This window comes from Gordonia sp. L191 (assembly GCF_030077625.1).
In the GTDB taxonomy this organism is placed as follows: Bacteria; Actinomycetota; Actinomycetes; order Mycobacteriales; family Mycobacteriaceae; genus Gordonia; species Gordonia polyisoprenivorans_A.
In genome coordinates this window covers 3151766-3168823 of sequence record NZ_CP125996.1, presented here as the reverse complement: position 1 = coordinate 3168823, position 17058 = coordinate 3151766, and the positions used below count along the sequence as shown (strand labels likewise).

The following is a 17058-nucleotide window of genomic DNA, read 5'->3' as shown; positions in this document are numbered from 1 at the left end:
GAGATACTCGGCTGATGGGGATGCAACGATGATCGTCGCATTCAGCATCTCGCCGTCGGGTGGCGACGCCGTCGACGACGACGGCGGCATGAGCGCTGCGGTGGCACAGGCGGTGCGGGTGGTCCGCGAGTCCGGTCTGCCCCATCAGACAACCGCGATGTTCACCTACATCGAGGGTGAGTGGGACGAGGTGATGGCCGTGGTCAAGCAGGCCACCGAGGCGGTCGCCGAACTCGCCCCCCGCGTCGGGCTGGTGCTCAAGGCCGACATCCGGCCCGGGCACACCGGAGAACTGGCGGGCAAGGTCGCCCGGGTCGACGCTCATCTGGAGAATTGACCGACACCGTGCGGTCGGCGGTGCCCGGGCATCTGGGTCGGTCCCGCGCCGCCGTGGCCGCTGTGTTCTGCCTCAACGGTTTCCTGGCCGCTCTCTGGGTGGCCCACATCCCGGTCATCACCGAACGCACCGGTACCTCGCACGAATTGTTGGGCGCGATGCTGCTGCTCGTGGGTGCGTCGGCGTTCGTCGGGATGCAGGTCTGCGGGCATCTGATCGACCGGGTGGGTTCGCGACCCACCACGATCGCCGCAGCGGTGGTGCTGTGCCCGGTGATGCTGGGTCCGGTCCTGGCCACCGGCCCGGTCGGTCTCGCGTGCGCGCTCGCCCTCTTCGGATTCACCAACGGTTCCCTCGACGTGTCGATGAACGCGCAGGCCGTCGTCGTCGAACGGATCTATCGGCGCCCGATCATGTCGGCGTTCCACGGCTTCTTCTCCGTCGGTGGACTTCTCGGTTCCGGTGCGGTGGCCCTGGGACTGTGGCTGCGATGGCCGGTGGTGGCGACGGTGGCGGTGCTCGCCGGCATCGGACTGGTCGTGGTGGCGGTCGCGGCGCGTGGGATCGTCGCCCGGGGTGACCCGGTGGCGGCGCCGCGCGATGTCGGCAGTGACGCCGGCACGGGGTCGCCCGAACCCGGTGTCCCGGCCTCGCCGGATGGCGCACGCGCTAGGTGGTGGCGCGAGGTGGACCTGCGACGCCTGTCGGTGATGGCGGCGTTGGCGTTCGTGCTGATGCTCGCCGAGGGCACGTCGTATGACTGGAGTGCGTTGCACATCGTCGAGACCTTCGGGACCCGTGAGGCCGTCGGCGCCATCGCCTTCGCGAGTTTCAGCGCGGCGATGATGATCGCCCGGTTCGTCGTCGACCCCATCGCGGCACGCGTGGGGCGGGTATCGGTGGTCCGCGGGGGTGCGGTCATCGGTGCCGTCGGGATGGTCATCGCGCTCGTCCCGTCGACACCGACCACCGGCTCGGCGATCGTCGCGATCATCGGATGGACGGTGTTCGGCATCGGACTGGCCGGGCTCATCCCGCAGATCTTCACCGCCGCGGGCAATCTCACCGAGCACTCGAGCGGGCGGGCGATCTCGATGGTGGTGGGCTGCGGCTACCTCGGCATGCTCGCCGGGCCGGCGATCGTCGGCGTCATCAGCGGCCACTCGAGTCTGCGTCTCGGTCTCACACCGGTGTTGGTCGCCCTCGCGTTCGCGGTCGCTGCCGCCGGGGTGGTCGCCCCGCCCGACAGGCGTGAGCGCACCTCACGCGCGTGAGCGCGACGCGCGGTCATGACACACTGTAGGGGTGAGCAGACCTTCCAACAGGGCACAGGCAGCCGCAGCCCAGCAGGCGGCCGCAGCTGTCGCGATGTCCGGTGCAGTCGACCTGTCCGCGCTGAAGGAACGCGCGGAAGCCCAACGCGCGCAACCACAGCGTTCCGCAGCTCCCGGCGGACCGCCGGCATCCGGCCCGGGCTCGCCGGGTTCGGCCTCGTCGGGATCGGTGTTGGACGTGACCGAGGAGACCTTCGAGACCGACGTGCTGGCTCGGTCGACACGGCAACTCGTCATCGTCGATCTGTGGGCCACCTGGTGCGAGCCCTGCAAGCAGCTCTCACCGGTGCTCGAGCGTATGGCGGCCGCGGCCGGCGGGCAGTGGGTGCTCGCCAAGGTCGACGTCGACGCCAATCCCCGTATCGCCCAGGCCTTCCGCGTGCAGTCGATCCCGATGGTGGTGGCGATCGCCGCCGGCCAACCGGTCGCCGCGTTCAATGGGGTGCGCGGCGAGCAGGAGATCAGCTCGTGGATCGATGAGATCCTCTCCCAGGTCGGCGGTCACCTCACCGGGGTGTCCGACGCCGACGAGCCGGAGCCCGAGGCCACCGACCCACGCATGGATGCGGCCGAGGAGTTGCTCAACGCCGGGGACTTCGACGGCGCGCTGGGTGCATACCGGGCGATCGTGGAGGCCGAGCCCGACAATGTCGAGGCCGCCTCGGCGGCACGCAACCTCGAGTTCGTGCTCCGCGCCCAGGCCCACGATCCCGCCATCGTGGAGACCGCCGCGGCCGGAGACGTCGATGCGCAATTGGCGGCAGCCGATGTGCTCCTGCTCGCCCAGCAGCCCGAGGCGGCGTTCGATCGGATCATCGAGGTCGTGCGCGCGACCGCCGGTGACGACCGCACCCGCGCCCGCACCCGGCTGGTCGAGCTCTTCGAGTTGTTCGATCCGGCCGAGCCCTTCGTCGTCGCCGCCCGGCGCAAGCTCGCGAGCGCCCTGTTCTGAGTCCGGCCCGCGCGCAACCGGTGGTGGTTCGACGACCGGGGCCGTGCCGGCGCGCGGGGTATGGGGCTCACGACACCTTGCGTCGATAGACGACCATCGCGGCGATATAGGCGATCACCAGGATGCCGACGCACCATCCCAGCGCGATCCAGAGGTCGCCGCCGACCGGCTGCCCGGCGAACAGCGCGCGAAGGCTGTTCACGATCGCGGTGACCGGCTGATGCTCGGCGAAGGCCCGTACGGGTCCGGGCATCGACGCGGTCGGCACGAACGCCGAGCTGATGAACGGCAGGAAGATCAGCGGGTAGGAGAATGCGCTGGCGCCGTCGACACTCTTCGCGGTGAGTCCGGGGATCACCGCGACCCAGGTCAGTGCGAGGGTGACGACGACGAGGATGCCGGCCACCGCGAGCCACCCGAGGACGCCGGCACTCGACCGGAACCCCATCGCCACCGCGACCAGCACCACGATGGCCACCGCCACCATGTTGGCCAGTAACGAGGTCAGCACATGCGCCCACAGGGTCGCCGAGCGTGCGATCGGCATGGATTGGAATCGCTCGACCATCCCACCGGCCATATCCGAGTACAGCCGGAACGCGGTGTAGGAGACCCCCGACGCCACCGTGATCAGCAGGATTCCCGGCAACAGGTAGTCGATGTAAGAGCCGGAGCCGGTCTGGATCGCACCGCCGAGGACGTAGACGAACAGCAACAGGAAGGCGATCGGCATGACCGCGGTGGTGATGATCGTGTCCGGACTGCGCGTCACATGCCGCAGAGTGCGGCCGAGTAGCGCAGTGGTGTCGGCGGCGAAATGTGTGGCCATCACGGCTCCTTGGTCGTGCGGGTGGTGTCCTCGCCGACCACGGCGAGGAAGACGTCTTCGAGCGTGGGCTGCTTGACCACGTACTCGACCTCGGCGGGCGGAAGCAGTGTGGTGAGCTGCGCCAGGGTGCCGTTCTGGATGATGCGACCCTGATGGAGAATCGCGATCCGATCGGCGAGATGTTCGGCCTCCTCGAGGTACTGGGTGGTCAGCAGCACCGTGGTGCCTCGTCGGGCGAGGTCGGTGATCGACTCCCAGACCTCCAGGCGCGCTTGCGGATCCAATCCGGTCGTGGGTTCGTCGAGAAAGATGACCGGTGGTTCGCCGATCAGGCTCATGGCGATGTCGAGTCGTCGTCGCATCCCGCCGGAGAACGTGGCGACCCTGCGGTCGGCGGCGTCGGTCAACGAGAACCGGTCCAGCAGCTTCTCGGCCACGACGTCGGCATCGGGTAGATGGCGCAACCGGGCGACGAGGACGAGATTCTCACGGGCGGTGAGGATGTCGTCGACCGCTGTGAATTGCCCGGTCAGGCTGATGGATTCGCGCACCAGCTGCGGTTGCCGGGCGACATCGTGGCCCTGGACCAGCACGGTGCCGGCGTCGGGTCGGGTGAGGGTGGCGAGGATCTTGACCGTGGTGGTCTTGCCCGATCCGTTGGAGCCGAGCAGGGCGACGATGGTGCCGGGCGCCACCTCGAAGTCGACGCCGCGCAGGACTTCGAGCTCCTTGAACGACTTGCGTAGCCCGGCAACGGAGATGGCGGGTGCGGCGGTCATCTCCCACGCCCCGGGGTGTCGGTGTCGGGGCCGCTCGTCTCGGCGGCGATCGCCTGATCGACAGCCGTGGTCAATCGCTTGCGTTCCTTGCTGATCCACGACGCCTCCGGGTAATTGCGCAGGAACCCCTCGGCGAACTCGATCGGGTCGTCGCCGACGAGGTCGGCGACCGGGGTCCGGTCGGCGGCGGCCTGCTCGAAGAGGTCGGCGAGGTCGGTGAGCAACGACATCAGGGCATCGGTCTCCGAGGAGGCGAAGTAGTAGATGTAGTGCTCGACGGCCTCGAGGACGGTGCGCAGATGGTCCGGTAATGCGTCCCTCCGCGCTTTGTATGCGCGCCAACGTTTCTTGTCGCCGATGATCTTGGTGAGCATCACGGTTGTTCCTTTCGGTGGTGAAGTGTGTCGAGCCGGTCGGCGAGGAAATCCCAGGTGCGCCAGAACTCGTCGAGGTACTCGTGACCGGACGCGTTGAGGGAGTACACCTTTCGGGGCGGACCCTTCTCCGACGGCACCTTCTCCACGTCGACCAGTCCGCGCTTCTCGATGCGCAACAGCAACGCGTAGACGGTTCCCTCGGCGATGTCGGTGAAACCCTGTTCCCGCAGTGCCGCGGTGATCTCGTACCCGTAGGCCGCGCGCAGGCTCAGGATCGCCAGGACGATGCCCTCCAGCGTGCCCTTGAGCATCTCGGTCATTTGTTTGCCCAACGCGTCCTCCGATACTCGGGGTGTGAAGTACTACTCAGTGTTGCTGACTACTAGTACATAGTAACGCTGAATAGTGAAAGCGCAAGGCGTCCCACAGGCCACACAGACGACGGCGCCGGGTCGAGGATCTCGACCCGGCGCCGTCGGGGTATCAACCGACGTGGGCGATCACGGGGATGTCGGAGCGGAATCGGTCGGGGAATCGACCGGCACCGGGGCCAGCCAGATCGCCGAATTAGCCGGGAGCATCACCGTCGCCGAGGCCGGACGTGCGTGCCACGGTTGGTCGTCGGTGACGACACTGCCGAGATTTCCCTGACCGGAACCCGAATACGCCGACGAATCGGTGTTGAGGACCTCGGCCCAGGTGCCCGCCACCGGAAGCCCGACGCGGTAGTTGCTGCGATCGGAGCCGGAGAAATTGAACAGACATGCGACGACCGAGCCGTCCGCTCCGTATCGAAGGAAGCTGATGACGTTGTTGGCGGTGTCGTTGGCGTCGATCCACTCATAACCCGCCGGGTCGGTGTCGGCGCTGAACAAGGCCGGCGTCTGTCGGTAGACCCGGTTGAGATCGGTCACGAGAGCCGAGATGCCCGAATGCAATTCGCCTTCCCAGCCCGACATCTGTGACCAATCCAGGCTGCGGTCCTCGGCCCACTCGCCGGTCTGACCGAATTCCTGTCCCATGAACAGCAGTTGCTTGCCCGGATGCGCCCACTGATAGGCCAGGAACACGCGGACCCCGGCGGCCTTGGTGAACGAGTCACCGGGCATCCGGGTCCACAGCGTGCCCTTGCCGTGGACGACCTCGTCGTGGGAGAGCGGCAGGACGAAGTTCTCACTCCACGCGTACATCATCGAGAAGGTGATCTCGTGGTGGTGGAAGCTGCGGTGAACCTGATCACGCCCGAGGTAGCCGAGCGTGTCGTGCATCCAGCCCATGTTCCACTTGAAGCTGAAACCCAGCCCGCCCAGATCGGTCATGCGGGTCACGCCCGGCCACGCCGTCGATTCCTCGGCGATCGTGACCACGCCCGGGAAATGCTTGTGCACAGTGGCATTGGTCTCCTGTAGGAACTGCACCGCCTCGAGGTTCTCGCGCCCACCGTAGATGTTGGGACGCCAGCCGCCGGCCGGGCGCGAGTAGTCGAGGTAGAGCATCGAGGCGACCGCGTCGACGCGCAGGCCGTCGATATGGAATTCGTCGAACCAGAACAGCGCGTTGGCGACCAGGAAGTTGCGTACCTCGTGGCGACCGAAGTCGAAGACGTATGTGCCCCAGTCGAGTTGCTCGCCGCGCATCGGGTCGGCATGTTCATACAGGGCGGTGCCGTCGAAACGCGCCAGCGCCCACTCGTCCTTGGGGAAGTGGGCGGGCACCCAGTCGACGAGTACGCCGATCCCGAGCGCATGCAGGTGGTCGACGAGATAGCGGAAGTCGTCGGGATGGCCGAACCGGGCCGAGGGCGCGTAATAGCTGGTGACCTGATATCCCCACGAGCCGCCGAAGGGGTGTTCGGCGACCGGCAGGAATTCGACGTGGGTGAACCCCTTGTCGACGAGGTAGTCGCCGAGTTGCTCGGCGATCTCCCGGTAGGACAATCCCATTCGCCACGATCCGAGGTGCACCTCGTAAATGCTCATCGGTTCGGTGGCCGGTGTGGAGGCGGCACGGGTGGCGATCCATGCGTCGTCGGACCATTCGTGCGCCGTGGTGGTCACCACCGACGCGGTTGCCGGGGGCACGTTGGTGCCCAACGCCATCGGGTCGGCCTTCTCGCGGATCACCCCGTCGGCGCCGTGCACCTTGAACTTGTACTGGGTGCCAGCGCCGATGTCGGGCAGGAAGACCTCCCAGATGCCGCTGGAGCCCAGTGATCTCATCGGCGCGGTGCGCCCGGTCCAGTCGAAGTCGCCGATCACCGCCACGCCGTGGGCGTTCGGAGCCCACACCGAGAATGCGGTCCCCGACACCTCGCCGTCGGGGGTGGTGTAGCTGACCGGCCGCGCCCCGAGGATTTCCCACAATCGCTCGTGGCGGCCCTCGCCGAACAGGTAGCGGTCGGTCTCGCCGACGCTCGGCAGGAAGCGATAACCGTCGGCGACGACGTAGGACTTGTGGCCGCCCGCGCCGTCGGGATACTCCACGCGGTAGCGGTAGTCGATGAGACCCTCGATCGGGACCGCGACGACGAACAGATCGTCGGTCTGGGCGGTCATCGGATAGTCGACGCCGCCGATGACCGCAGTGACCGACGTCGCGGTGGGACGCAGCGTCCGCAGCACGGTGAAACCGGTACCGGTGTCGTGAGCGCCGAGGAAGGCATGCGGGTCGGGATGGGTCAGGGCATCGATCCGTCGCAGATCGTGGCCGGAGGCGTTCGGGTCGGGCTCGCCGCACGCCGGCGAGGCCGTGGGCCGGGGATCGTCGGGGGTGGGGATTTGCGGGGGATTGGTCACGTCGTCGTCCTCTCCTCGTTCCTCACCGGATGCGGTAGGAAAGCTGTTGCGCGAGTGCCGGATCGAGGGGCGGCAGGGCCAGGATGTGGGCCACCGCGCGCCACGGTTCGAGTTGGATGTAGTTCGCCTGACCCCAGGTGTACTCCTCTCCGGTGACCTCGTCGCGGACCCCGAAGTGGTCCTGCCAGTCGAAACCGAGGGCGGGCATGTCGAGCCACAGGGTCGCCGACTCGGTGCCGAACGGATTGAGGTTGATCACGACCAGTACCCGGTCCCCGGAGGCGGGGTCGATCTTGGAGTAGGCGATCAGCGCCGGGTTCTCGATGTGGTGAAAGGTGATGTTGCGCAACTGCTGCAGAGCCGGATGGCGACGCCGGATCGCGTTGAGCGAGGTGATCCACGGTTCCAGGGATTCCCCTCGGGACGCGGCCGCCTTGTAATCACGTGGGCGCAGTTGGTACTTCTCCGAATCGAGGTACTCCTCGCTGCCCTCCCGGACCGGCAGGTGTTCGTAGAGTTCGTATCCCGAATACACGCCCCAGGTCGGGGAGAGGGTCGCCGCCAGCGCCGCCCGCAACGCGAACATGCCCGGGCCACCGTGCTGCAGGCTCTCGTGCAGGATGTCCGGGGTGTTGACGAAGAGATTCGGGCGGGCCTCGTCGGCGTGTGCGGCGAGTTCGTTGCCGAACTCTTCGAGCTCCCAGCGCGCGGTCTTCCACGTGAAATACGTGTAGGACTGCGTGAACCCGAGACGCGCCAGTCCGTAGAGCCGTGCCGGGCGGGTGAACGCCTCGGCCAGGAACAACACGTCGGGATGGCGCTTCTTGATCTCGGTGATCAGCCATTCCCAGAAGTTCGGCGGCTTGGTGTGGGGATTGTCGACGCGAAAGATCTTGACGCCCAGGTCGATCCAGTGCAGCACCACGCGCAGCACACCCGCATAGATGCCGGCGCGGTCGTTGTCGAAATTGAGCGGATAGATGTCCTGGTACTTCTTGGGTGGGTTCTCCGCGTAGGCGATGGTGCCGTCGGGCAGGATGGTGAACCAGTCGGGATGCTCGGTGGCCCACGGGTGATCCGGGGCGCATTGCAACGCGAGGTCGAGGGCGATCTCCATGCCGAGTTCGCGCGTCCGTCCGACGAAGTAGGTGAAATCCTCCTCGCTGCCCAGGCGCGGGTGGATGGCGTCGTGGCCCCCGTCGCGGGACCCGATCGCCCAGGGCGAGCCGACGTCCTCGGCTCCGGCGATCAGGGTGTTGTTGGGGCCCTTGCGGTTGACCTCGCCGATCGGATGGATCGGTGGCAGGTAGACGACGTCGAATCCCATGTCGGCGATGCGGGGCAGATCCTGCGCCGCGGTCAGGAAGGTGCCGTGTACCGGGCGTCCCTCGTTGTCCCATCCGCCGGTCGAGCGCGGGAACATCTCGTACCACGAGCCGAACAACGCGCGTCGGCGATCCACCCAGACGCGGTGGTTGCGGCTCTTGGTGACCATCTCCCGGACCGGGTGTTGGTGCAGCAGTGAGGTGACGGCGTCGGCGATGGCGGGGGCGACCCGCGTCGACAGGGACATGTCGTCGGCACGAAGGAGGCGGATCGCGTCGGAGAGGACCCCGCGTTCGGTGGGGGCGATCTGGTCGCGGGCCCGGGAGAGCACTCGCGCGCCGATCTCGAGGTCGTTGGCCAGATCCGCCGCAGACTGGCCGGCTTCGATCTTCTTGACGATCGCCGACCGCCAGGTCGTGTACGGGTCGCTCCAGGCCTCGACGCGAAACGTCCAGTAGCCCTCGGTGTCGGGGACGAAAACGGCGTTGAACTGGTCGGGCTCGATCGACGGCGTCATGGTGATCTCGTAGACGCGCCGGCGCGGGGCCTCGATCCGCACGGTGACCCCGAGTGCGTCGTGGCCCTCGCGCCACGCGGTCGCACTGATCGGGATTGTTTCTCCGACAACGGCTTTGGCTGGATACTGGCCCGCCGAAACCATGGGTTGGATGTCGTCGATGCCCATCCGGCCGATCACAGACGGTCTCCCTTCTCACCCCGACCGCGTGTCGGTGCGAGGATGCGTCGTTGCTCACCGCGGCCTCTGCGCCGGGGCGTGGTACCCATTGTTGTCGCTCGGAGCGCTCCGCGCGCCAGGATCAGCGTACGGGTACCCCTGTCAGCCTGCTCAGTGCCGAGCGGACCACGGTGGGGTCGGTGGTCCGCCAGAAGGGCGGCAGCGACGCTGCGAGGTAGCCGCCGTATCCGGCGGTCGCCAGACGCGAATCGAGCACCGCGACCACACCACGATCGTCGACCGAGCGCAGTAGCCGACCGGCGCCCTGCGCGAGCAGCAGTGCGGCGTGATTGGCGGCGACCGACAGGAAGCCGTTGCCGCCGCGGGCGTCGACGGCGCGCTGACGTGCGGTGAGCAGCGGGTCGTCCGGTCGGGGGAACGGAATGCGGTCGATGAGTACCAGACTCAGCGACGGCCCGGGCACATCGACGCCCTGCCAGAGCGACAACGTGCCGAACAGGCAGGTCTCCGGATCCTCGGCGAACCGCTTGACCAACGTCGAGGTGGTGTCGTCACCCTGGCACAGGATCGGCACGGACACGCGGTCGGCCAGTGCGTCGGCCGCCGCGCGCGCCGCCCGCATCGACGAGAACAGACCGAGGGTGCGGCCGTTGGCCGCACCGATCAGCGACTCGATCTCGTCGAGGGTCGCCGGGGCCAGTCCGTCGCGCCCGGGCCGTGGGAGGTGGCGGGCGACGTAGAGGATCGCCGAGCGCGGATAGTCGAACGGTGATCCGGCGTCGAGTCCGGTCCAGCGGACCGTACCCTCGTCCGACGGCGCGGCCTTGCCCGTCGCGGTCGCCGTCCGCGCGGCCACCGCGGATCGCCCGGACGTGTCCCGTGATGACCCGTCCGGTCCCGGGTCGTCGACCTCGTCGGCGGTCGGGGTGTCTGCGCCGCGCCCGGACGCTGGTAGTCCCCAGGTGGCGGCCAGTGCGTCGAACGAACCGCCGATGGTCAGTGTCGCCGAGGTCAGGATCACCGTCGAGGTCGAGAACAGGGTGCTGCGCAGCAATCCGCCGACCGACAGCGGTGCGATGTGCAGCACCGGACGGGTGCTTGCCGACGGTCCTCGGCCCACCCGCTCGTGGCCCACCCAGACCACGTCACGACGTTTGGCCACCTCCGGCTCGGAGAACGCCCCGAGCAGCCGCACGATCGTGTCGTGGAGATCCTCGAGTCCGGTGAGCGCGGCCGAGCGGGCCGCGGCGGCACCCTCGTCGCCGCTCGCCCCGAGGCCGCGGACAGGCCCGATGGCACCACGCGTGGCCCACAGGCGGTCGCGCAGCACCGTCAATGTGGCGCCGGCCGCCGGCGGCATGGCGGTCCATTCGCCGGGCGGACAGTCCTCGAGGAGCTCGCCGAGGTGCTCACCGGCGCCGATGAGCGCATCGACGGTCTCTTCATCGACGAGTTTGCCGACCCGCTTGGACAGGTTGGCCACCGCTGCCGCCGAGACCTCCGCGGTGCTGACCGAGGTGATGCGGTCGACGAGTTCGTGCGCCTCGTCGATGATCACCACGTCGTGATCGGGCAGGACGTTGGCCGGGCTGAGTGCGTCGATGGCCAGCATCGCGTGATTGGTGACGACGACGTCGACCTGGGCGCTGGCTCGGCGTGCGCGTTCGGCGAAACAGTCCTCGGAGTAGGAGCAGTTGGTAGCTCCCAGGCACTCCCGCGCCGACACGCTGACCTGTCGCCACGAGCGGTCGGCGACCCCGGGGGACAGGTCATCGCGGTCACCGGTCTCGGTGTCGGAGGTCCATTCCCGCAGCCGGGTGACCTCGCGGCCGGTCCGGGACAGCTCGAAGGCATCGAAGAGTTCGGTATCGGGTTCCTCGGCGGCGCCCGCGTGGATCTTGTGCAGGCACAGGTAATTCGAGCGGCCCTTGAGAATCGCGAATGTCGGCTTGCGGCCGAGGGGGCCGGCGAGGGCATCGGCGAGCCGCGGGAGATCCCGCTCGACGAGCTGGCGCTGCAGGGCGATCGTCGCCGTCGACACCACCACCGTGTCGCCGGAGGCCACCGCATGCCGGATCGCGGGCACCAGGTAGGCCAGCGACTTACCGGTGCCGGTGCCCGCCTGGACGGCGAGGTGCTCGCCGACGTCGATGGCGTGATCGACGGCGTTGGCCATGCGTAGTTGGCCGTCGCGACGACGGCCGGACAATGCGGTGACCGCCGCGTCGAGTAGCTCGGTCACCGAGGGGAGATCTGTCATGGATGCGGCTCAGGACTCCTCGGATGCGCCACTGTACAGCAGATCGCCGTCGAGAGTTATTCCCGCCGAACGCATCTCGTCGAGCGCGGCCTTGGCCGTCGATGCGTCGACGGCGGCGGTGAAGTTGAGCAGCACGCGGGTACGCAGACCGGCGCGCGCGGCGTCGAGGGCGGTGGCACGCACGCAGTGGTCGGTGGCGATCCCGACGACGTCCACCGAGTTCACCCCGGCCCGGCGCAGCCACTGTTCGAGGGAGACCCCGTCGTCGTCGGCGCCCTCGAAACCCGAATAGGCGGCGCTGTATTCACCCTTGGAGAAGACATCGGCGATCGTCGAGGTGTCCAGGGTGGGGGAGAACGCGACCCCGTCGGTGCCGACCCGACAGTGCGGCGGCCACGAGTCGACGTAGTCGGGGTCGTCGGAGAAGTGCGCGCCCGGATCGATGTGATAGTCGCGCGTGGCCACCACGGTCCGGTAGTCGCCCAGGATGCTGTTGATCGCACCCGCCACGGCATTACCCCCGCGGACGCCCAGCGCACCGCCCTCGCAGAAGTCGTTCTGGACGTCGACGATGACCAGGGCATCGGCCGGGCCGGACCACTCGCCGGACTGCGGGCTGCTCATGATTCTCCTCGGGGCTGTGGACAGGGCGGCTGGCGGTGTGAGCGACGTGAGAGGGACAGCGGGCTCGAAATGCTCAACCCAGAACGTAGCGCGTCGGTACCGCCGGATCGCCGTGCGACAGGCCGAGTCCCTCCCAGGGCAGGCTCACGAGGCCGCGGCCGAGGTGGTCGCGCGCGTCGGACAGGTTCGGCAGATCGTCGACTGGCTCGCCGGAGCGGACGAGCGGGATCTGCAGGTCACGGGTGAGGAGCCCGTGGGTGTCGGGCAGCCGGTCACCTGCCCGGTAGATGATCTCCTCGACGATGGTGCCGCTGGGCCGGGCCGCGCGGACGGCGGTCTTCGCGCCACCCCGGGATTCCTTGTGACTGGCGCGTTTGGCGACCGGGGTGCCGTCGACCTCGACGAGCTTGTAGACCATGCCGGCGGTGGGCGCACCACTGCCGGTGACCAGGGAGGTACCCACCCCGTAGGTGTCGACGGGCTCGGCGCGCAGCGACGCGATGGCGTACTCGTCGAGATCGCCGGACACGACGATCTTGGTGCCGGTGGCGCCGAGGGAGTCGAGCTGATCGCGCACCTGCCGGGCGAGTACGCCGAGATCGCCGGAGTCGATGCGGACCGCCCCGAGTTCGGGTCCGGCGACCTCGATGGCGTTGCGGACCCCGGCGGTGATGTCGTAGGTGTCGACGAGCAGCGTGGTGCCGACACCGAGCGCCTCGATCTGCGCGGCGAAGGCCGCCTTCTCGTCGGGGCCGTCGGGCCCGGCGAAGCCGAGGGTGAATGCGTGTGCGGCGGTCCCGGCGCTCGGCACCCCGTAGGTGCGGGCGGCCTCCAGGTTGGAGGTGGCCGCGACACCTGCGATGTAGGCCGCCCGCGACGAGGAGACCGCTGCCCGCTCGTGGGTGCGGCGCGACCCCATCTCGATGATCGGCCGGTTGCCGGCGGCGCTGACCATCCGCGCCGCCGCCGACGCGATCGCGCTGTCGTGGTTGAGGATCGACAGGATCAGGGTCTCGAGCAGCACCGCCTCGGCGAAGCTCGCCCGCACGGTCAGGATCGGGGAGCCGGGAAAGTACAGCTCTCCCTCGCGGTAGCCGTCGATGTCGCCGGAGAATCGGTAGTCACGTAGCCAGGCGATGGTGTCGGCGTCGCAGAAGCGTTCGAGGACCGCGATCTCCTCGTCACCGAACCGGAAGCGTGCCAGCTCGTCGATGACCCGTCCGGTCCCGGCGACCACGCCGTAGCGCCGGCCGTCGGGCAGTCGCCGCGCGAACACCTCGAAGACGCACTGCCGGTGCGCGATCGGGTGGCGCAGCGCTGCGCGGACCATGGTGACCTCGTAGTGGTCGGTCAGCAGGGCGGTGTTGTCCACGTTGTTGATCCCTTACCCTTGGACGTATGGCGCCTGACGGAATGCGTGCGCATGAGGCTACTCCCGGTGGTGCGGCCGTCGCCGAACCCACCGTCGCCGAGGGCGCATCGGACCTCGACCGCCCGTGGATGACGGTGGTGTGGGACGACCCGGTCAATCTGATGCGGTATGTCACCTTCGTCTTCCAGAAGATCTTCGGCTACTCCGAGGCCCGGGCGAACGAGCTGATGATGCAGGTGCACACCGAAGGGCGGGCGGTGGTGTCCAGCGGCGACCGCGACAAGGTGGAATCCGACGTCCGAAAGCTGCACGCCGCGGGATTGTGGGCGACGATGCAGCGGGATTGCTGAGCGCGTGCGCACCTGGAAAAGGCAGGGCCGGGGTTCGCGGATGCGGATCTGTTCCAACCTCGAACGCCATGAGGTCGAGCTGCTCACGTCGATGGTGACCTCGATGACCGACCTGCTCACCGAGCGGGAGTCGAGTGCGCCCACCGACGAGCTGGCTGCGATGACCGGCATCCGCACCGGCCACTCGTCGCCGCCGACCGATCTCACCCTGGGCCGACTCCTTCCCGATTTCCATCGTCCCGACCAGGAACGCGACCTGGAAGCGGAGATGATCAACGGCGACCTCAACGCCGCGATGCGCAGCCTCAACGAGCCGCAGATCATCGACGCCAAACTCGGGGCAGCGCAGACGTTGCTGGATTCGTTGCCCGCCGGCGGTGGCGACATCGCCCTGACCGAGGCACAGGCACTCGACTGGTTGACCGCGCTCAACGACGTCCGGCTGGCTCTCGGCGCGATGCTCGGCATCTCCGAGGACACCCCCGACCAGTTGCCCGAGGGCCATCCGCACGCGGCCCATCTCGACGTCTACCACTGGCTGACGGTCATGCAGGAGCTGCTCGTCGAGGCCTTGATGTGAGCGGAGAACGATGTGAGCGGGGGCGTTGATGTGACGGGCGAATCGGACGTCCGAATGGCGAAGGCGGGCAACCGCATCACCGATATCGACGGGATCACCGTCGGCCATCACCACCGCATCGACGCGGAGGTGACCGTCGGCGGTGGCGGCCCCGACGACCCGCCGGGCAGCGGCTGGTGCAGCGGTACCACAGTGATCCGGATCGACGGGCCGAACGCGTGTGCGGCCGTCGACGTGCGCGGTGGTGGTCCGGGCACCCGCGAAACCGATCTGCTCGATCCCTCGAACACCGTCACCACCGCCCACGCCGTGGTCCTGACCGGTGGCAGCGCGTACGGGCTGGCCGCCGCGGACGGCGTGATGAGCGAACTCGAGCGCACCGGCGTGGGTCTGCCGATGGACGCACACGGGCACGTGGTCCCGATCGTTCCCGCCGCGGTGATCTTCGACCTCCCGGTCGGGGCGTGGGAGAACCGCCCGGACGCGGGGTTCGGTACCGCGGCGGTGCGCGCGGCGGGTCGCGAGTTCGCGGTGGGCAGCGTCGGTGCCGGTGCGGGCGCGCGGGCCGGTGTCCTCAAGGGCGGTGTCGGCACGACGAGTCGTCGGATCGAGGAGGGCCCGGCCGCCGGGATCCTCGTGGGCGCGCTCATCGTCGCCAACCCGGTCGGCGCGGTGATCGATCCGGATACCGGATTGCCTTGGGGCGTCGGCCAATCCGAGCTGACTCGACTGGGTTTGCAGCAGCCGGCACCGGCCGAGGTGGCTGCGCTGGCCGACGGCGGCGCCAAGCCGACCGTCCTCAACACCACGATCGGCGTCGTCGCAACCGACGCTGCCTTCGCCCCGGCGTCGTTGCGGCGGGTGGCGATGTCGGCGCACGACGGGCTCGCCCTGGCGATCCGTCCGGTGCACTCGCCGCTCGACGGCGACACCATCTTCGCCGTGAGCACCGGAGCGCACCCGGTGGCGCCGACACCGGCGATCCCGCCCGGCATGAACCCCGACACCGCGGTGCTGGCACAGGTGTGTGCGGTCGCCACCGAGGTCACCCGGGACGCGGTGATCGCGGCGATCGTCGCCGCCGAACCGGTCGCCGCCATCCCCGCCTACCGACGCGTGATGGCGTCAGCGATTCGCTGACGCCATCACGGTGTGGAAGGCCCGCCGGTGAGAGCGGGCGGTGACTATTCGTGGCCCGAGGTGCAGACCCAGGTGTAGATGTCGCCGCCCCCTGCGGCGTAGAGCGCGTTCGACTGAGCGCTGTAGAGGCTCGGGCCGCGACCGTAACCCCAGTACGACGGTGACGAGGCGACCGCGCCGCAACCGTTGACGAACCGGACCACGACCTTGCAGCCGTAGCCGCAGGAGTCGAGTGCCGCGTCGGCGGCCTCGGCGGAGGAGTCGTAGTCCCACGCTCGTCCGGCGTCCCCGGTCGAGGTGTTCAGCGCGATCGCGCCGTAGTAGTTGCCGTAGGCGTGGGCAGCGGGGGCGGTGTCGAGGGCGGCGGGAGCGACGAGCGCTGCACCCACCGCGCCCACGGCGACGGCCGAGGCAACCAGACGCTTGCGAATACTCATGAGCTGTCTCCTTGCGTGAGTGGTTGGTCAGGCCGGCGCGCGCGAGGCGTCGGACGGGTTGGGGGTTCCGGAGGGCGACGGGGTGGCGATGGTCGCCGGTTTGGTGACCTCGACGGTGTTGTTCCAGTTCGACAGGTTCATCGTCATCGTCGAATTGGTTGCCGGTATCAGCACCACTCGGGCGAGCTGGTTGTCGGGCGTGATCCAGACGTTCACCGGAACCTGGGCGTCCTGGTTCTTGGTGATGTTGGTCCCGGTGAGCGCGGCGAGTTGCTTGGCGGCGACGGTCCCGGTGACGCGGGTGGCCTTGACGCCGCCGATGTCCTCGGTGCCCGAGGTCTTCGGGTCCTGCATGTTCCGCAGCAGATTCGCCAGGCCCTTCTCGGGGTTGAGAACGACCGACACGTCGTAGACCGAGCGGCCGTCGCCGTAATCGACGTAGCCCTTGTTGCCGATATCGGCGTAGAGGTGCTGATCGACGTAGACGAACGGTGCGGCGCTGTCGGTGGAGCCCAGCATCACGGTCGCTGTGCCCTTGGCCGCGGTGGTGGGCTTGGTCACCAGATCGGCGTCGACCTTCTTGACGGTCACGTTGGGAACCTTGCCGTCGACGGTGAGATCGAGATGGGCGCCGGTGAGGGCGGCGGTCTTGTCGGCGGCGGCCTTGATGAGGGCGGCCGGATCGCTCATCGACGACGAGGCGGTGGTGTTGTTGCCACCCGAGCCGCTGTCGGAATCCGACGAGCAGCCGGTGAGTGTGATGGCAGCGGCGATACCCGTGGCGATGGCGGCCGTGGCAACACGGTGGGCACGGTGCATGTGGTGAGCTCCTGACTCTCTGAGGTTCCCCCTGGGGCCGATGTCGGTTG

General features: G+C 68.4%; 17 protein-coding genes. 6 read left to right on the top strand and 11 right to left on the bottom strand.

Going from position 1 to position 17058, the window contains the following annotated elements; genetic code table 11:
* The first annotated feature begins 28 nt into the window (after nt 1-28).
* From QNM97_RS14350 to QNM97_RS14340, 3 genes are all read left to right on the top strand, one after another.
* Nucleotides 29-337, top strand: a complete 309-nt coding sequence (locus QNM97_RS14350) for a thiamine-binding protein (protein WP_283819111.1) — start codon at nt 29-31, stop codon at nt 335-337.
* Complete coding sequence (locus tag QNM97_RS14345) at nt 334-1611, top strand: MFS transporter (protein WP_283819110.1); 1278 nt, start codon at nt 334-336, stop codon at nt 1609-1611. The genes QNM97_RS14350 and QNM97_RS14345 overlap by 4 nt, the downstream gene beginning before the upstream one ends.
* A 94-nt stretch (nt 1612-1705) precedes the next feature.
* Nucleotides 1706-2623 (top strand): tetratricopeptide repeat protein, encoded by a 918-nt coding sequence (locus tag QNM97_RS14340; protein WP_283823203.1) that lies wholly within the window; start codon nt 1706-1708, stop codon nt 2621-2623.
* Nucleotides 2624-2690: 67 nt separating this feature from the next.
* Here QNM97_RS14340 and QNM97_RS14335 read toward each other — a convergent pair whose 3' ends face one another.
* From QNM97_RS14335 to QNM97_RS14295, 9 genes are all read right to left on the bottom strand, one after another.
* A complete protein-coding gene (locus tag QNM97_RS14335; RefSeq protein WP_283819109.1) occupies nt 2691-3452 on the bottom strand; it encodes an ABC transporter permease in 762 nt (253 codons plus the stop codon).
* Complete coding sequence (locus QNM97_RS14330) at nt 3452-4231, bottom strand: ABC transporter ATP-binding protein (RefSeq protein WP_283819108.1); 780 nt, start codon at nt 4229-4231, stop codon at nt 3452-3454. Before QNM97_RS14330 ends, QNM97_RS14335 begins: the two co-directional genes overlap by 1 nt.
* Entirely contained in the window at nt 4228-4605 is a 378-nt protein-coding gene (locus QNM97_RS14325; protein ID WP_349632362.1) for a DUF1048 domain-containing protein, read from the bottom strand. Before QNM97_RS14325 ends, QNM97_RS14330 begins: the two co-directional genes overlap by 4 nt.
* Nucleotides 4605-4940, bottom strand: a complete 336-nt coding sequence (locus QNM97_RS14320; protein ID WP_283819106.1) for a PadR family transcriptional regulator — start codon at nt 4938-4940, stop codon at nt 4605-4607. Before QNM97_RS14320 ends, QNM97_RS14325 begins: the two co-directional genes overlap by 1 nt.
* 168 nt (nt 4941-5108) lie before the next feature.
* Nucleotides 5109-7403 carry a 1,4-alpha-glucan branching protein GlgB gene (gene glgB / locus QNM97_RS14315; protein WP_283819105.1) on the bottom strand — a complete coding sequence of 765 codons (2295 nt, stop codon included), beginning with the start codon at nt 7401-7403 and terminating at the stop codon, nt 5109-5111.
* A gap of 22 nt (nt 7404-7425) precedes the next feature.
* Nucleotides 7426-9426, bottom strand: coding sequence for a maltotransferase domain-containing protein (locus QNM97_RS14310; RefSeq protein WP_283819104.1), 2001 nt, complete (start codon nt 9424-9426; stop codon nt 7426-7428).
* 121 nt (nt 9427-9547) lie between these two features.
* Entirely contained in the window at nt 9548-11686 is a 2139-nt protein-coding gene (locus QNM97_RS14305; RefSeq protein ID WP_283819103.1) for an ATP-dependent DNA helicase, read from the bottom strand.
* Nucleotides 11687-11695: 9 nt separating this feature from the next.
* On the bottom strand, nt 11696-12310 hold the full coding sequence (locus tag QNM97_RS14300) for an isochorismatase family protein (RefSeq protein ID WP_283819102.1): 615 nt from the start codon (nt 12308-12310) through the stop codon (nt 11696-11698).
* 73 nt (nt 12311-12383) lie between these two features.
* Nucleotides 12384-13640 carry a nicotinate phosphoribosyltransferase gene (locus tag QNM97_RS14295; RefSeq protein ID WP_283823202.1) on the bottom strand — a complete coding sequence of 419 codons (1257 nt, stop codon included), beginning with the start codon at nt 13638-13640 and terminating at the stop codon, nt 12384-12386.
* A gap of 68 nt (nt 13641-13708) precedes the next feature.
* Between QNM97_RS14295 and clpS the strand changes: the two genes are divergently transcribed.
* Genes clpS through QNM97_RS14280 form a run of 3 tightly spaced genes read left to right on the top strand, consistent with a single transcriptional unit; the run spans nt 13709 to nt 15752 of the window.
* Nucleotides 13709-14032 (top strand): ATP-dependent Clp protease adapter ClpS, encoded by a 324-nt coding sequence (gene clpS, locus QNM97_RS14290; protein WP_208795829.1) that lies wholly within the window; start codon nt 13709-13711, stop codon nt 14030-14032.
* A gap of 4 nt (nt 14033-14036) precedes the next feature.
* Nucleotides 14037-14612, top strand: coding sequence for an oxidative stress transcriptional regulator AosR (gene aosR, locus QNM97_RS14285; RefSeq protein WP_208795830.1), 576 nt, complete (start codon nt 14037-14039; stop codon nt 14610-14612).
* Nucleotides 14613-14666: 54 nt separating this feature from the next.
* Nucleotides 14667-15752, top strand: a complete 1086-nt coding sequence (locus QNM97_RS14280; RefSeq protein WP_283823201.1) for a P1 family peptidase — start codon at nt 14667-14669, stop codon at nt 15750-15752.
* A gap of 44 nt (nt 15753-15796) precedes the next feature.
* Here the strand turns inward: QNM97_RS14280 and QNM97_RS14275 are convergent, their stop codons facing one another.
* Nucleotides 15797-16189 carry a DUF4189 domain-containing protein gene (locus QNM97_RS14275; protein ID WP_283819101.1) on the bottom strand — a complete coding sequence of 131 codons (393 nt, stop codon included), beginning with the start codon at nt 16187-16189 and terminating at the stop codon, nt 15797-15799.
* A 27-nt stretch (nt 16190-16216) separates the two neighbouring features.
* Entirely contained in the window at nt 16217-17008 is a 792-nt protein-coding gene (locus QNM97_RS14270) for an SCO4651 family lipoprotein (RefSeq protein WP_283819100.1), read from the bottom strand.
* Nucleotides 17009-17058: the final 50 nt, after the last annotated feature.

Bases quoted from the DNA above. Each gene is read 5' to 3' on its own strand.
- QNM97_RS14350 (WP_283819111.1), top strand. From the start codon at position 29: ATGATCGTCGCATTCAGCATCTCGCCGTCGGGTGGCGACGCCGTCGAC.
- QNM97_RS14340 (WP_283823203.1), top strand. From the start codon at position 1,706: ATGTCCGGTGCAGTCGACCTGTCCGCGCTGAAGGAACGCGCGGAAGCC.
- QNM97_RS14335 (WP_283819109.1), bottom strand. From the start codon at position 3,452: ATGGCCACACATTTCGCCGCCGACACCACTGCGCTACTCGGCCGCACT.
- QNM97_RS14330 (WP_283819108.1), bottom strand. From the start codon at position 4,231: ATGACCGCCGCACCCGCCATCTCCGTTGCCGGGCTACGCAAGTCGTTC.
- QNM97_RS14325 (WP_349632362.1), bottom strand. From the start codon at position 4,605: ATGCTCACCAAGATCATCGGCGACAAGAAACGTTGGCGCGCATACAAA.
- QNM97_RS14305 (WP_283819103.1), bottom strand. From the start codon at position 11,686: ATGACAGATCTCCCCTCGGTGACCGAGCTACTCGACGCGGCGGTCACC.
- QNM97_RS14300 (WP_283819102.1), bottom strand. From the start codon at position 12,310: ATGAGCAGCCCGCAGTCCGGCGAGTGGTCCGGCCCGGCCGATGCCCTG.
- QNM97_RS14295 (WP_283823202.1), bottom strand. From the start codon at position 13,640: ATGGTCCGCGCAGCGCTGCGCCACCCGATCGCGCACCGGCAGTGCGTC.
- clpS (WP_208795829.1), top strand. From the start codon at position 13,709: ATGGCGCCTGACGGAATGCGTGCGCATGAGGCTACTCCCGGTGGTGCG.
- QNM97_RS14280 (WP_283823201.1), top strand. From the start codon at position 14,667: ATGGCGAAGGCGGGCAACCGCATCACCGATATCGACGGGATCACCGTC.
- QNM97_RS14275 (WP_283819101.1), bottom strand. From the start codon at position 16,189: ATGAGTATTCGCAAGCGTCTGGTTGCCTCGGCCGTCGCCGTGGGCGCG.
- QNM97_RS14270 (WP_283819100.1), bottom strand. From the start codon at position 17,008: ATGCACCGTGCCCACCGTGTTGCCACGGCCGCCATCGCCACGGGTATC.